Annotated in this window: 14 protein-coding genes; 6 read left to right on the top strand and 8 right to left on the bottom strand. The window is 58.9% G+C overall.

Annotated elements, in window-relative coordinates; genetic code table 11:
• Positions 1–173 precede the first annotated feature (173 nt).
• From thyA to rppH, 4 genes are all read right to left on the bottom strand, one after another.
• On the bottom strand, positions 174–968 hold the full coding sequence (gene thyA / locus VZP09_RS16300) for a thymidylate synthase (RefSeq protein ID WP_002915933.1): 795 nt from the start codon (positions 966–968) through the stop codon (positions 174–176).
• 6 nt (positions 969–974) lie between these two features.
• A complete protein-coding gene (lgt, locus tag VZP09_RS16305) occupies positions 975–1,850 on the bottom strand; it encodes a prolipoprotein diacylglyceryl transferase (RefSeq protein ID WP_002915934.1) in 876 nt (291 codons plus the stop codon).
• Positions 1,851–2,095: 245 nt separating this feature from the next.
• Positions 2,096–4,342, bottom strand: coding sequence for a phosphoenolpyruvate--protein phosphotransferase (gene ptsP, locus VZP09_RS16310; RefSeq protein ID WP_002915935.1), 2,247 nt, complete (start codon positions 4,340–4,342; stop codon positions 2,096–2,098).
• Between the two features lie 12 nt (positions 4,343–4,354).
• Positions 4,355–4,885 carry an RNA pyrophosphohydrolase gene (gene rppH, locus VZP09_RS16315; protein ID WP_002915936.1) on the bottom strand — a complete coding sequence of 177 codons (531 nt, stop codon included), beginning with the start codon at positions 4,883–4,885 and terminating at the stop codon, positions 4,355–4,357.
• A 453-nt stretch (positions 4,886–5,338) separates the two neighbouring features.
• Here rppH and VZP09_RS16320 point away from each other — a divergent pair, with 453 nt between their 5' ends.
• From VZP09_RS16320 to VZP09_RS16340, 5 genes are all read left to right on the top strand, one after another.
• Positions 5,339–5,482 carry a hypothetical protein gene (locus VZP09_RS16320; RefSeq protein WP_004218186.1) on the top strand — a complete coding sequence of 48 codons (144 nt, stop codon included), beginning with the start codon at positions 5,339–5,341 and terminating at the stop codon, positions 5,480–5,482.
• An 85-nt stretch (positions 5,483–5,567) separates the two neighbouring features.
• Entirely contained in the window at positions 5,568–6,263 is a 696-nt protein-coding gene (gene mutH / locus VZP09_RS16325; RefSeq protein WP_004143967.1) for a DNA mismatch repair endonuclease MutH, read from the top strand.
• A 63-nt stretch (positions 6,264–6,326) separates the two neighbouring features.
• Positions 6,327–7,040 carry a TerC family protein gene (locus VZP09_RS16330; protein WP_002915973.1) on the top strand — a complete coding sequence of 238 codons (714 nt, stop codon included), beginning with the start codon at positions 6,327–6,329 and terminating at the stop codon, positions 7,038–7,040.
• 123 nt (positions 7,041–7,163) lie between these two features.
• Positions 7,164–7,382, top strand: a complete 219-nt coding sequence (locus tag VZP09_RS16335) for a YgdI/YgdR family lipoprotein (protein WP_002915974.1) — start codon at positions 7,164–7,166, stop codon at positions 7,380–7,382.
• 220 nt (positions 7,383–7,602) lie between these two features.
• Positions 7,603–8,643 carry an NADP(H)-dependent aldo-keto reductase gene (locus VZP09_RS16340; protein WP_002915975.1) on the top strand — a complete coding sequence of 347 codons (1,041 nt, stop codon included), beginning with the start codon at positions 7,603–7,605 and terminating at the stop codon, positions 8,641–8,643.
• Between the two features lie 102 nt (positions 8,644–8,745).
• On the opposite strand, the gene lplT is transcribed toward VZP09_RS16340, so the two are convergent.
• A complete protein-coding gene (gene lplT / locus VZP09_RS16345; protein ID WP_002915976.1) occupies positions 8,746–9,939 on the bottom strand; it encodes a lysophospholipid transporter LplT in 1,194 nt (397 codons plus the stop codon).
• Positions 9,932–12,091: a bifunctional acyl-ACP--phospholipid O-acyltransferase/long-chain-fatty-acid--ACP ligase gene (gene aas, locus VZP09_RS16350; protein ID WP_002915977.1), complete on the bottom strand. Its 2,160-nt coding sequence runs from the start codon at positions 12,089–12,091 to the stop codon at positions 9,932–9,934. Before aas ends, lplT begins: the two co-directional genes overlap by 8 nt.
• A gap of 621 nt (positions 12,092–12,712) precedes the next feature.
• Here aas and galR point away from each other — a divergent pair.
• Positions 12,713–13,729, top strand: coding sequence for an HTH-type transcriptional regulator GalR (gene galR, locus VZP09_RS16360; protein WP_002915981.1), 1,017 nt, complete (start codon positions 12,713–12,715; stop codon positions 13,727–13,729).
• Here galR and VZP09_RS16365 read toward each other — a convergent pair.
• The gene (locus tag VZP09_RS16365; protein ID WP_032433583.1) at positions 13,690–14,169 is read right to left on the bottom strand and encodes a GNAT family N-acetyltransferase; all 480 of its coding nucleotides are present in this window, start codon (positions 14,167–14,169) and stop codon (positions 13,690–13,692) included. The two genes, galR and VZP09_RS16365, sit on opposite strands and share 40 nt — an antisense overlap.
• A complete protein-coding gene (locus tag VZP09_RS16370) occupies positions 14,166–14,939 on the bottom strand; it encodes a GntR family transcriptional regulator (RefSeq protein WP_002915985.1) in 774 nt (257 codons plus the stop codon). Before VZP09_RS16370 ends, VZP09_RS16365 begins: the two co-directional genes overlap by 4 nt.
• Positions 14,940–14,972: the final 33 nt, after the last annotated feature.

The raw sequence follows: 14,972 nt of genomic DNA on the forward strand, positions 1-14,972 counted from the left end.
AGAACATTTTTTTGCGAACGTCTACCCAACTTCGCCCACCGCAACCACCTGTGGCCTNNNGCAGGTGAAAACAACCTTCTCCCGGTGGTAACGGAAAGCGCTCCCATCGGGTGGTGCGAAGGGCATAAAAAAACCGGCGCCATCGGGCGCCGGTTAGTCATCTCTGCTGGGGNTTAAATCGCCACCGGCGCTTTAATGCCCGGGTGCGGATCGTAACCTTCAATCTCGAAGTCTTCAAAGCGATAGTCGAAGATCGACGCCGGCTTGCGTTTGATGACCAGCTTCGGCAGCGGACGCGGTTCGCGGCTTAGCTGCAGGTTGGTCTGCTCAAGATGGTTGCTGTACAGATGGGTGTCTCCGCCGGTCCAGACGAAATCACCGACCTGCAGATCGCACTGCTGCGCCACCATATGCACCAGCAGCGCGTAGCTGGCGATATTGAACGGCAGGCCGAGGAACACATCGCAGGAACGCTGATACAGCTGGCAGGAGAGCTTGCCGTCGGCGACGTAGAACTGGAAGAAGGCGTGGCACGGCGCCAGCGCCATTTTATCCAGCTCGCCGACGTTCCATGCCGAGACGATGATCCGGCGGGAGTCCGGGTCGTTTTTCAGCTGGTTCATCACCGTGCTGATCTGGTCGATATGGCGGCCGTCCGGCGCAGGCCAGGAACGCCACTGTTTGCCGTAGACCGGCCCCAGGTCGCCATTCTCATCCGCCCACTCGTCCCAGATGGTGACGTTGTTCTCGTGCAGATAGGCGATGTTGGTGTCGCCCTGCAGGAACCACAGCAGTTCATGGATGATGGAGCGTAAATGACAGCGCTTGGTGGTCACCAGCGGGAAGCCTTCCTGCAGGTTAAAACGCATCTGATGGCCGAAAATGGAGATCGTGCCAGTGCCGGTGCGGTCATTTTTTGGCGTGCCCTCGGTGAGCACTTTCTGCATCAAATCAAGATACTGTTTCATGGTTCCTCAAGAATTCTGTTGCTGCGGACGGTGGCGGTAAGCCCAAACCATCATAATGATACCCGCAAGCACCATCGGGATCGAAAGAATCTGCCCCATACTGATGTACTGCACCCAGCCGCCGGTGAACTGGGCGTCGGGCTGGCGGAAGAATTCCACGATGATGCGGAACAGGCCGTAGCCAATCAGGAACAGACCGGAAACGGAGCCGGTCGGGCGCGGTTTACGGATAAACAGGTTGAGGATCAGGAACAGTACCACGCCTTCCAGCGCCAGCTCGTACAGCTGCGACGCGTGACGCGGCAGCGCGCCGTAGGTATCGAACAGCGATTGCCATTCCGGATGCGTCGGCAGAAGCGCCAGGTCTTCGGCACGGGAGCCCGGGAAAATCATCGTGTAGTGGAAGCTCGGGTCTACGCGGCCCCACAGCTCGCCGTTGATAAAGTTGCCCAGACGCCCGGCGCCAAGACCAAACGGGATCAGCGGCGCGATAAAATCGGAGACCTGGAAGAAGGTGCGTTTGGTGCGTCTGGCGAAGATAATCATCACCAGGATCACGCCGATCAGGCCGCCGTGGAACGACATGCCGCCGTCCCAGACGCGGAACAGATACAGCGGATCGGCAAGAAATACCGGCAGGTTGTAAAACAGCACGTAGCCGATACGACCGCCCAGGAAGACGCCGAGGAAGCCCGCGTAGAGCAGGTTTTCCACTTCATTTTTCGTCCAGCCGCTGCCCGGACGATTCGCCCGACGGGTGGCCAGCCACATCGCAAAGACAAAGCCCACCAGGTACATCAAACCGTACCAGTGGAGGGAGACCGGGCCTAGAGAAAAAATGACCGGATCGAACTCCGGAAAATGCAGGTAGCCACTATTCATCTGTCACCATAAAGACTTGTTATTCCGCCGAAAGTGGACAGCGGTGATGATCCATACCCGAACAAAACGGGCACGCCGAAGGAGGCGAATCATAGCATAAGCCACAAGAGCGATCCGCGCCGAACGTGTAAAAGATATGTATACGGATGCTAACAGAATGCCGTTTTCCCGGCGGTACCCTACTTTGCCGGAGGGTGCGAGCAGAGGATCCCCGGGTTACGGCTTACGCCTCACCCGGGCTGGCGCTACCGCCCGCCGCGGATCAGGCCGCCGAGACCACGACGCTCCATAAAGGCCGCCACCTGATGGCGCACCTCGGCGGTCATCTGCGCATCGAGGCTGCGACGCGACAGCTCCTGCGCCTCTTCGATATCAATGCGGCGCAGCAGATACTTCACCCTCGCCACCGAGCGGCCGTTCATCGACAGATGGCGGTAACCGAGGCCGATAAGGATCGTCACGCACATCGGGTCGCCCGCCATCTCGCCGCACAGGCGCAGATCGATGCCAAAGCGCTCCGCGTCATGGGCGATCATCGCCAGCGCACGCAATACCGCAGGATGCAGGCTGTCATACATGCTGGCGACCCGGGTATTGTTGCGGTCGACGGCCAGCAGGTACTGGGTCAGGTCGTTCGTCCCTACCGAGATAAAATCGATCCGGCTGGCCAGCTGCGGCAGCATAAAGACCATCGACGGGACCTCCAGCATCACCCCCAGGCGCGGACGTGGGATGGCGTAGCCGATCATCTCTTCCACTTCCCGGCTGGCGCGATCGATCAGCCGACGGGCCTCATCCACCTCCTCCAGACTGGTCACCATCGGCAGCAAAATGCTGAGGTTGCCGGTGGCGGCGTTGGCGCGCAGCATCGCCCGCACCTGGATCAAAAAGATCTCCGGCTGATCGAGGGTGATGCGGATCCCGCGCCAGCCGAGGCACGGGTTCTCTTCGCTGATCGGCATATACGGCAGCTGTTTATCCGCGCCGATGTCCAGGGTACGCAGGGTCACCGGTTTGCTGTTAAACATCTGCAGCATGCCCTGATACTGGGCGACCTGCTCCTCTTCTGAGGGGAAGCCGCTCTGCAGCATAAAGGGAATTTCGGTGCGGTAGAGGCCAATGCCGTCAACAAAGCTGCCGAGCTTCTCTTCGTGCTCGGGGCTTAAGCCGGCGTTAAGCATGACTTTCACCCGCTCGCCGCTTTTCAACTCCGACGCGCGCTGGAGATCGTCCTCCGCCAGGCGGCTGAGTTCGTTCTCTTCGCTGATAAGGCGCTGATACTCCTGCAACAGGACAGGTTCAGGATCCACCAGCAGCTCACCGCGATAGCCATCGACAATCAGCGTATGGCCATGCAGCAGCGAGGGCTGAATATCGGCGCCCATCACCGTTGGGATGCCGAGGGCCCGCACCATAATAGCGGCATGGGAGTTGGCGGCGCCATCGCGCACCACCACGCCGGCCAGGCGATCCTGCGGCACTTCGGCGAGGGTGGTGGCCGACAGCTCGTCCGCCACGAGGATAATGCGCGCCGGCCAGGTGTTGGGCCCCTGAATACTGTCGTCGAGATGGAACAGCAGACGCTGGCCCAGGGTACGCAGATCGCCGGCCCGCTCTTTCAAATAGCCGTCGCTCAGCGCGGCAAATTGTTCGGCGAACTTCTCAATGATCTTTTTGACGGCCCACTCGGCGACGGCGCCTTTGTCAACTTCGGCAAACAGCTCGCGACGCAGGCGGGCGTCAGAGAGCAGGTGCGAGTAGAGATCGAAGATCGCCGCCGTCTCTTTTTGCGCCCCGGCGGCGTAGCGTTTGCTGTAGCGACGAAACTCGTTGGCCGCCTCTTCCAGCGCACCGGTCAGGCGTTCGCGTTCCGAGGCGGTGTCCAGCGTCGAGGCTTCATACACCTGCTCCATCAGCGGCAGGCTGACGTCCATCCAGCCCTCGGCGATCGCCACCCCGGAAGAGGCCGGCAGAGCGCGAATGCGCGTTTGACGATACTGGCCGAACAGGGCGTTCAGCTGGGACTGGGAGAGGATCGCCGCCATCTGGGTGGCGAGGGTGACGAGGAAAGACTCTTCGCTTTCATCAAACTGACGCAGCTCGCGCTGCTGGACCACCAGCACGCCCAGCAGCTGGCGGCGCTGAATGATCGGCACGCCAAGGAAGGCGCGGAAGCGGTCCTCTTTGACGGCGGGGATATATTTGAAGCTGGGGTGTTTTTGCGCATCGGCGAGGTTGATGGGTTCCGCCAGGCGGCCAACCAGCCCCACCAGGCCTTCATCGAACGCCAGCGCAACGGTGCGCCCGCGAGGTTTTTTTAACCCGCGGGTGGCCATCAGGTAATAGCAGCGTCGGTCATTGTCAGCCAGGTAAACCGAGCAGACTTCCGTCTCCATCGCCTGGCAGACATCCGTCACCAGAATATCCAGCGCCTCGTTTAAACGCGGCGCGCTCGCGACCTTCTCGACTATTTCTCGCAACCGAGTGAGCATAATGTGCGTGGCTTAACCTCTTTTACGTCGATAAGCAGGCGCGTTTTGCGGCTTAGGTGCGCTCTCCGCCAGCGACATGGTCACGCTGGCGAACTCTTTCATCACCCGGCGGTAGACGTCGCGCTTAAACGACACCACCTGGCGAACCGGGTACCAGTAACTCACCCAGCGCCAACCATCAAATTCAGGTGTACTGCTGGTTTGCATATTGATGTCCGCATCATTGCCGATCAACTGCAAAAGAAACCACTTTTGTTTCTGGCCGATACAAACCGGCTTTGTGTCCCAACGCACCAAACGTTTAGGCAACTTGTAACGCAGCCAGTTACGGGTTGAGGCCAGGATCCGCACATCTTTACGGCTTAACCCGACCTCTTCAAACAATTCCCGATACATCGCCTGCTCTGCGGATTCTCCTGGATTAATGCCCCCTTGCGGGAACTGCCACGAGTGCTGACCATAGCGCCGGGCCCACATCACCTGGCCCTGACGATTACAGATTACAATACCGACATTTGGGCGGTAGCCATCGTCATCAATCACCGGACTACCTCAAGATAAGCTTCAATGTGAATGATTGTTTCACACTCGCCGGAAACGGTAAACCACTCTGTTCGCACACTGAGAACGGATAACATTTGAATAACTCACAGTAATTGCCAGAGTTATAAACAATGAAAGCGCGTGACAGCCGATTTTATTCACTTTTTCTGTGGATAGAGTTGTGAAGAAGTACGGAATTAACCCGGGAAAACCCAGAGTAATCCGAACATCGCATCGCTAGCATCTGAAAATAATAGTATCATATTCATAAAGTTAGAATATATTCCTTTCACACATTACAGCATAACGTGACGATCATCACACATGCGATCCGCCGACTGATGAAAGATCGAGCAATGTCGATTTTATCCACAGATTACGCGCAGGCCACCGGCAGATTTTCTCTAAAAATTCGATTTTCGTCGCACGTCAAGGCTGTAAATCGAACCAGTAGTGAGTCTTTTCCCCAGTTATCCCACTTTTCTGTGGATAACATGGTGTAAGATCCTGTTTATTGTCAGTGACCAGTTCTGGAAAACCCGTTTACACCGTTTTCATAAGCCGCATGATGAGTTTAAAAAGCCATATAAATCATGAGATTGGTATAGTTACTCAGAAAACGGTAAACTCTATCCACAACGCGCAAAATTAGCGCTCACTTTTTAACCAAAGGTATTGCCCTATGCCCGCTATCGCTCCGCTCGCCTCACCGCCGCAAAGTCAGGAACAGCTGCTGGCCCAGGCCCGCCAGCTGGCCGGCTATTCGCTGGGCGAGCTGGCGGCGCTGGCGGGGATCCCCATTCCGCGCGATCTGAAGCGCGATAAAGGCTGGACGGGCATTCTGCTGGAGCTGTGGCTGGGCGCCAGCGCAGGCAGTAAACCCGAGCAGGATTTCGCCGCGCTGGGGGTCGAGCTCAAAACGATCCCCATCGACAGCCGGGGACGCCCGCTGGAGACCACTTTCGTCTGCGTCGCCCCGTTAACCGGCAATAGCGGCGTCACCTGGGAGAGCAGCCATGTACGGCATAAGCTGCAGCGCGTCCTGTGGATCCCGGTGGAGGGTGAACGCACCATCCCGCTGGCGGCGCGGCGCGTCGGCGCACCGCTGCTGTGGAGCCCGGACGAAGACGAGGAGCGCCAGCTGCGCATGGACTGGGAAGAGCTGATGGATCTCATTGTTCTCGGTGAGGTCGAGCGCATTACCGCCCGCCACGGCGAGGTACTGCAGTTAAGACCGAAAGCCGCCAACAGCAAGGCGCTGACCGAAGCCATCGGCGCCCGCGGGGAGACAATCCTCACGCTGCCGCGCGGTTTCTATCTGAAAAAGAATTTTACCGCCGCTCTGCTTGCCCGCCATTTCTTGTTACAACACGATTAATTTTTTGTTCTGCGTTGGGGGTTGCATATAATTGCTGCTTTCTATTTTGCAGGACTTGGAACAATGTTATTTGCATGGATAACCGATCCTAACGCCTGGCTGGCGCTGGGCACATTGACGCTGCTGGAGATCGTGCTCGGGATCGACAATATTATTTTCCTCTCTCTGGTCGTGGCTAAGCTCCCCACCGCCCAGCGCGCCCATGCGCGCCGGATCGGTTTGATGGGCGCGATGGTCATGCGTCTGGCGCTGCTGGCCTCAATCGCCTGGGTCGTTAAGCTTACCAACCCGCTCTTTACCGTTTTCGGTCAGGAGATCTCGTTTCGCGATCTGATCTTGCTGCTCGGCGGGCTGTTCCTTATCTGGAAAGCCAGTAAAGAGATCCATGAATCTATCGAAGGTGAAGAGGAGGGGCTGAAGACCAACGTCCACTCCTTCCTCGGCGCCATCGTGCAGATCATGCTGCTGGATATCATCTTTAGCCTCGATTCCGTCATCACCGCCGTCGGCCTGTCGGATCATCTGTTCATCATGATGGCGGCGGTGGTGATCGCGGTGGGGGTGATGATGTTCGCCGCGCGACCCATCGGCGATTTTGTTGACCGTCATCCTTCGGTGAAAATGCTGGCGCTGTCGTTTCTGATCCTCGTCGGCTTTACCCTGATGCTGGAAAGCTTCGACGTCCATGTGCCGAAGGGATACATCTATTTCGCCATGTTCTTCTCTATCGCGGTGGAGAGCCTTAACCTGCTGCGTAATAAGAAAAACCCGCTGTAAACCACAAAATTGCAGCCTGGTCACAGGCTGCAACCCTTTTTCAGACTTTACTGCTTTTTATGTCTCACAAATCAGGCTATTAATAGACGGGTATGGGGTGCAGCTACTGAAGAGGTGTTGACGATGAAGAAATGGGCAGTATTGATTTCCGCCGTAGGACTGGCGTTCTCGGTTTCCGGTTGCAGCAGCGATTACGTCATGGCGACCAAAGATGGGCGAATGATCCTGACCGACGGTAAACCTACCGTGGATGACGATACCGGTTTAATCAGTTACGAAGATCAGCAGGGTAATAAAATGCAGATCAATCGTGACGACGTTTCGCAAATCATTAAGCGTTAATCTTTCCCTGTCGGCCCCAGCTTCTGTTGACGCTGCGCTTACCGACCACCAGTCTTTTGAGAAGAGTCGGGATATACCAGGACGCCGCGGGTTTCACCCACCGCCCCTCCTCGTCACCCGGCTTTTTTGATTTTTTACTTNCTCTTTTTCTCACCCTCTGCCATGTTGATACTCCTTTGTCGGGGAATGCCTGACCTTATAAATAAAAAGGAAGCTGGCTATGCAGTATCACCGTATCCCACACAGTTCTCTTGAAATCAGCACCCTCGGGCTGGGAACCATGACTTTTGGCGAACAGAATAGCGAGGCCGATGCCCACCAGCAGCTCGATTACGCGGTTGCCAACGGCATCAACCTGATCGATGTCGCTGAAATGTACCCGGTCCCGCCGCGCCCGGAAACCCAGGGGCTGACTGAAACCTACGTCGGCAACTGGCTGGCGAAACGCGGCAATCGCGAAAAGCTGGTGCTCGCCTCGAAAGTCAGCGGGCCCGCGCGCAATAACGACAGCAGCATTCGGCCCAATCACGTCCTGGACCGCAAAAATATCCGCGAGGCGCTGCACGCCAGCCTGAAGCGGCTGCAGACCGATTATCTCGATTTATATCAGGTTCACTGGCCGCAGCGGCCAACCAACTGCTTTGGCAAGCTGGGCTATACCTGGGCCGACGCCGCGCCCGCCGTGACGCTGCTGGATACCCTCGAAGCGCTGACCGAGTTCCAGCGCGCCGGGAAGATCCGCTACATCGGCGTGTCGAACGAAACCGCCTTCGGCGTGATGCGTTATCTGCACCTGGCGGATAAGCACGACCTCCCGCGGATCGTGACTATTCAGAATCCTTACAGCCTGCTGAACCGCAGCTTTGAAGTCGGCCTCGCGGAAGTGAGTCAGTTCGAAGGCGTGGAGCTGCTGGCCTACTCTTGTCTGGCTTTCGGCACACTGACCGGCAAGTATCTCAACGGTGCGAAGCCGGCAGGGGCGCGCAATACGCTGTTCAGCCGCTTTACGCGCTACAGCAGCGAGCAGTCGCAGAAAGCGGTAGCGGCCTATGTGGATATCGCCAAACGCCACGGCCTCGATCCGGCGCAAATGGCGCTGGCCTTTGTGCGTCGGCAGCCGTTTGTCGCCAGCACCCTGCTGGGGGCGACGACCATGACGCAGCTGCAGGCCAACGTGGAAAGTTTGCAGCTTGAGCTGAGCGAAGAGGTATTAGCGGAGATTGAGGCGGTGCATCAGGTTTATACCTACCCGGCGCCGTAAGAAAGCAAAGCCCCGGGTAAGGCTTATACGCCTTACCCGGGCTACTGAAGAGCAGATATTGGCGACCCCCTCGCCCAGTCAAGCGCAGCGCAAGCCGGGAGGTTATTTACGCCGCCCCCAGACCCACAGCGCGGCAATGGCCACGGCGAATACCGCGCCAAAGCCTATCCCCACGGCGACCGGTGGAACGCCCACGCTCACCGCCAGGGAATAGAGCCCCAGCATCAGCAGCATCGCCACGTTCTCACCGAGGTTCTGTACCGCAATGGCGTTACCTGCCCCGACCGAATGTTTCCCACGCTCCTGCAGCAGCGCGTTCAGCGGTACGATAAAGAACCCGCCGAACACCCCGAGCAGCAGCAGCAGACCGAACGCCGGCAGCAGCGACTGCTGCACCGCAAAGGCTATCACCGCGATACCGATCAAAATCCCGGCCGGCATACAGCGCGACACCGTCTCCAGGGTCACCAGCTTCGCCGCCGCCCCGGCACCCAGCACAATCCCCACCGCCACCATCGCATTAAGATAGGTGGGCATGGCGTTGCTGGTAATGCCCAGCGCCACCGGCACCCAGATCACCAGCAGGAAACGCAGGGTCACGCCAGCGCCCCAGAACAGGCTGGTGCCCATCAGCGAAAAGCGGGTTTCGCCGTTGCGCCACAGCGTCCGGCAGGCGCTGAAGAAGCTGTGCGTCATTGGCTTAAAACGCCACGACTGCCCCGGACGCGCTGCCGGCAGCCTGGGTATCCACAGGTTAGCCACTACCGCCCCGCCGTAGACCAGCGCGCAGACGATCAGCGCCGCCAGCACGTGCCAGTCGGCGAGGATCCCGCCGGCCATGGAGCCCAGCAGGATCGCCGCGATGGTCGAGGACTCCATCAGTCCGTTAGCCTTCACTAACTTATCGCCGGTGGTGAGTTCGCCGAGAATGCCATACTTGGCCGGCGAATAGGCGGCGGCGCCAATCCCCACCAGCGTATAGCCGATAAACGGATTGACGCCGAAGCAGATGCAGCCGGCGCCGAGCAGTTTCAGGCCGTTGGCCACCATCATCACCCGGCCTTTGGCAAAGCTATCGGCGAACTGGCCGACAAAGGGGGCAAAGAGGATGTAAGCGCCCACAAACAACATCTGCAGGACCGGCTGGCTCCACTCCGGATAATAGAGCTGCTTCATCAGCGCCAGGGTGGCGAAGAGAAGCGCATTGTCGCCGAAGGCCGACAGGAACTGGGCGCAGATCACCGCCAGCATCCCTTTCGAGTACAGCGAAGGGTTAGTATGTACTGACTCACTCATGGGTTGTTTCCGCCTCGTCGACCATATTTTTCAGGGTGACATAGTCTGGCTTGCCGCTGCCGAGCACCGGTAGCTGTTTCAGCCAGCGTATATCTCGCGGCACCGCCAGCTCCGGTACGCCGTGCTGGCGGGCGTAGCGCAGCAGGGCTTCACGAGTCAGTTCATTATCGGTGGTAAACAGCACCAGCGCCTCGCCTTTGCTGGCGTCCTGTTTAATCGCCGTGGCGTGCATTTTGTCCGGCGACGCGCCGAGGGCCACCTGCTCCACCATCTCGAGGGAGATCATCTCGCCGGCGATTTTGGCGAAGCGCTTCGCGCGGCCCTGAATGCGGACATAGCCCTGCTCGTCGAAGGTAACGATATCCCCGGTGTCATACCAGCCCGCTTCCATCTCGCCGTGCTGGTTTTCCGCCGCAGGCGCTTCCAGCACGCCGGGGTTTTCCACCCGCAGGTAGCCTTTCATGATGTTCGGCCCTTTCAGCTGCAGCCGCCCCCCTTGATCAATGCCTGGCATCGCCAGCAGGCGGGCGTCCATCCCCGGCAGGATGCGGCCCACGGTGCCGACCTTCGCCGCCATCGGCACGTTAATCGAGACCACCGGCGCGCACTCGGTCACGCCATAGCCTTCGAGAATGCGCAGGCCGAATTTATCCTGCCACAGCTGTTTGGTGCTCTCCTGCAGCTTCTCCGCCCCGGCGACCACGTAGCGCAGGCGGTAAAAATCGTACGGATTGGCGAAACGGGCATAGTTGGCGAGGAAGGTCGAAGTGCCGAACAGCACCGTACAGTTGCGATCGTAGACCAGCTCCGGCACCACGCGATAGTGCAGCGGGCTGGGATAGAGAAACACTTCCGCCCCGGTAAGCAGCGGCGTCAGCAGGCCGACGGTGAGGCCAAAAGAGTGGAACAGCGGCAGCGCCGACATAAAGCGGTCATTGGCGGTAAAGTCGGCGATAGTTTTGATCTGCTCGACGTTGGACAGCAGACTCTTATGGCTGTGCACCACCCCTTTCGGATTGCCCTCGGAACCGGAGGTGAAGAGGATCATCGCCGCGTCTTCCGGCTGCTGCTTAACCTGCGCCAGACGCGGCGCCAGCAGATGAGCAAAAATCCACAGTTTGTCAGCGAGGGTGATATCGCCTTTAAGATCTTCCAGGAATACCCAGCGCACCTGGGTCAGCTGCTCCGGCAGGTGCCAGAGTTTGCCTTTATCGAGGAAGGTGCGCGAGGTGAAAATGGTGTTGAGCTCCGCGGCGGCTATCGCGCTGCTGAGCCCTTTCACCCCGGCGGTATAGTTCATCATCGCCGGAATACGCCCGCGGGCGATAGCGCCGAAAATCACCGCCGCGCTGATGCCGGCGTTAGGCAGCATCAGGCCGATCTTCTCGCCCGGCTGGCTGTATTTTTCCAGAATGCGGGCGACAAACAGGGTTTTGGTTAGCAGCTTGCGATAGGTATCCGGCTGGAAGTTGATATCCTCCACGCAGGGTTTGCGCGCGCCGAAGCGGTCCTGCGCCGCCAGCAGCGACTCATACAGGGTTTCCCGCGGGCGCACCGCCATCCGGGCTTCCATCATGATCTGATGCAGCATCTCCCCGGCGATTTTGCGCCGGTCGCGGGCGCGCGGCGCCTCGGGCATCGGCAGATGGGTGGGCGGCAGGAGATGCAGCTGAATACGCGGGAACAGGCGACGTTTCACCAGCCCCTTCAGCCGGCTGAAGGGCGTCAGTTCGGCGCCTTCAATACGCAGCGGCACAATGGTCGCCTGCGATTTGGCGGCGACAAAGGCGGCGCCGTCATAAATTTTCATCAGCGAGCCGCTGACCGAAATTCGCCCTTCCGGGAAAATAACCACCGGCCGCCCCTGCTCAATCAGGCGCACCAGATGTTTGATCGACATCGGCTTGGTCGGGTCCAGCGGCACAAAATCGATAATCGGCGTCAGCGCGCGCATAAACCAGCGCTGGCTGATTGAGGTATAGACCGCAAAAACCGGTCGGACCGGCAAAAACAGCGCCAGCAGAATGCCGTCGAGGAAAGAGACGTGGTTCGGGGTGATTAAGACCTTTTGCTGGTATAAAGCCTGCGTGTCGCCGGTCAGTCTGACCCGGTATAACCCCTTGAACAGCAGTCTGAAAAATCCCAAAAGCATAACAACTCCATGTGACCGGTTGATGAGTCAAAGCAGGTTACACGAGAAGGCATGGGAAAGCAGTGCAGCGGGGGGATTTTCGGAATAAAAAAAACCTGCGCATCCGCGCAGGTCGGTGTAAGACGTTCAGTACGAAGAGCGTACCTGAGAAACTCACCTATCAATACCTCTGGGATCTCGATTGTCACGTTTTTTGGCCGTAACGGGCCAGCGGGAAAACGCAAGGGAGTGAGCCTAAGTGCAACGAGGTATTACGATTTTCGCTATCTGTAACAACGCCGATAGCGGGCAAAAAAAAACCTGCGCATCTGCGCAGGCTGGTGTAAGTAAAGTGGTCAACGTGACGTTGACTCCACCTATCAATACCTCTGGGATAGCCAGAATATCAACCGGATCCGCGAACAAACCAGCGAACATTCGCAACAGCGCATCGCAAAGTGTAAGCAAAGGTTTGTATTTTCCTGCGCCGGTTTCAATTACCGATCGCGTCAATGTAAACAGGTCACCGATAAGCCCGCGCTGAATCACATTTGCGCCATTCCTTCGCCGCCGCGCCTTGAATCTGCCGCTCTTTCCCGTAACATAGCAGTATGTAAACGCTTACCCTAGAAAAGGCATGGTATGGCGACTATTAAGGATGTAGCCCGACTCGCAGGAGTCTCCGTCGCTACCGTCTCCCGCGTCATCAACAACTCTCCCAAAGCCAGCGAAGCTTCGCGTCAGTCCGTGGGCGCGGCGATGGAAACCCTGAACTATCACCCCAACGCGAACGCCCGGGCGCTAGCCCAGCAGTCAACGGAAACCGTCGGTCTGGTGGTGGGCGATGTCTCCGACCCCTTCTTCGGCGCGATGGTCAAAGCCGTCGAACAGGTGGCCTACCGCACCGGCAATTTTTTGCTGATTGGCAATGGCTACCACAACGTGCAGAAGGAGCGCCAGGCGATAGAGCAGCTGATCCGCCATCGCTGCGCGGCGTTGGTGGTGCACGCCAAAATGATCCCCGATGAGGAACTCGCCGGGCTGATGAAACAGATCCCGGGTATGGTGCTGATCAACCGCATCCTGCCCGGATATGAAACCCGCTGCGTGGCGCTGGACGACCGCTACGGCGCCTGGCTGGCGACCCGCCATTTGATCCAGCAGGGGCACACGCGTATCGGCTATCTGTGCTCAAACCATGATATCTCCGATGCGGAAGATCGGCTGCAGGGGTACTACGCGGCGCTGGAGGAGAGCGGCCTGCCGTGCAACGACCGGCTGGTCACGTTTGCCGAGCCGGATGAAAGCGGCGGCGAACAGGCGATGACCGAACTGCTTGGCCGCGGCCGCCACTTTAGCGCCGTCGCCTGCTATAACGACTCGATGGCCGCCGGCGCGATGGGGGTGCTGAATGACAATGGCATCGACGTTCCGCGGGAGATTTCGCTGATTGGCTTCGACGATGTCCTGATTTCGCGCTATGTCCGCCCGCGGTTGACTACCGTCCGCTATCCGATCGTCACGATGGCGACCCAGGCGGCCGAGCTGGCTTTAGCCCTGGCGGAGCAGCGGCCGGCGCCGGAGATCACCCATCTGTTCAGCCCGACGCTGGTCCGTCGTCACTCGGTGGTCGCCCCGCAGGAAGGCGATAAGTCATAGCGATAGAGGTGCACGGCGGTGGCCGGGTAATCCAGCCCCTCGCCGATGTAGCGCCAGCCGAAGCGTTCATAGAAATCCCGGCAGGTGGAGTAGAGATAGAGCTCCCGAAAGCCCGCGCGGCGGGCATAATCGATCACATGCCGCTGCAGTTTTCCGGCCAGCCCCTGACCGCGGGCGGCGGGCGCGACGTACAGCGCCGCCAGCCAGGGAAACAGATCCTGGCGGCTGATCAAATCGCAGCGCCAGAGGCCAATCGTGCCGAGCAACTGCTCGCCTTCCACGGCAATAAAGGTCAACGGCAGCGCCTCCGCCGTCTGGCTATGCTGCACGATGCTGGCGAAGAATTGCCGCGGCAGCGTCTCGCCGCCAAAGGCCTGCCACAGCCAGTCGGTCACCTGCGGGGCATACTGCGGCGCAGCGTACAGCGGCAGGATCGTCATACCAGCTTCCCCTGAAAAATCGGCACTGAGTCGAACAGATAGCCGTCAAAGTCGGGGGCGTCCTCATCGGACAGCTCCAGCAGGCTGTTTTTGACGTTTTCCAGATGCTGCCACATCGCCTGCCAGGCGCCCATTACATCGCGACGCCGCAGCGCGGCGAGCAGGGTCTGCCGGTCGCCGAGCCATTTCAGCCGCCAGGCGCGGCTGGCAATATGCACATTGAACTGCTGCCACAGCGGGCTGCTGTCCATCTGCAGCCAGATCCGCTCTACCGTCGCCAACAGCATCTGGTTCTGCGTCGCCCCGGCGAGCACCAGATGGAACAGACGAGCGTTATCCTGCGCGGTGTCGTTGAGAGCGATTGCCCGCTGCTCCTGTTCAATAATCCGCTTCAGATTGTCGATATCGGCGCGGGTGGCCATTTTCGCGGCAAAGGCGGCGATGTTGCTCTCCAGCAGCTGGCGCGCCTGGAGAATTTCAAACGGGCCGACGTCGCTGCTGAGCAGCTGCTCCTCTTCGCTGTCGTTCTCGTGGGGAATGCGCATGACATACACCCCGGATCCCTGACGAATATCCACCGTCCCCTGCAGCTCCAGCATCAGCAGCGCTTCGCGCACGATGGTCCGGCTGACGCCATAGGTTTCGGCAATATGGCGTTCCGGCGGCAAACGCGACCCGACCGGGTAGCGCCCCTGCGCGATCTGGGCGCGCAGGTCATCACCAATCTCCTGATAGGGCTTCTTTTCCGGCGGAACTATCGCTTTTTCCACAAAATCACCTGTGCGTTACATGCCTGCGAGTCA

The organism is Klebsiella sp. EMBS2024 (assembly GCF_036233805.1).
Classification (GTDB): Bacteria; Pseudomonadota; Gammaproteobacteria; order Enterobacterales; family Enterobacteriaceae; genus Klebsiella; species Klebsiella pneumoniae.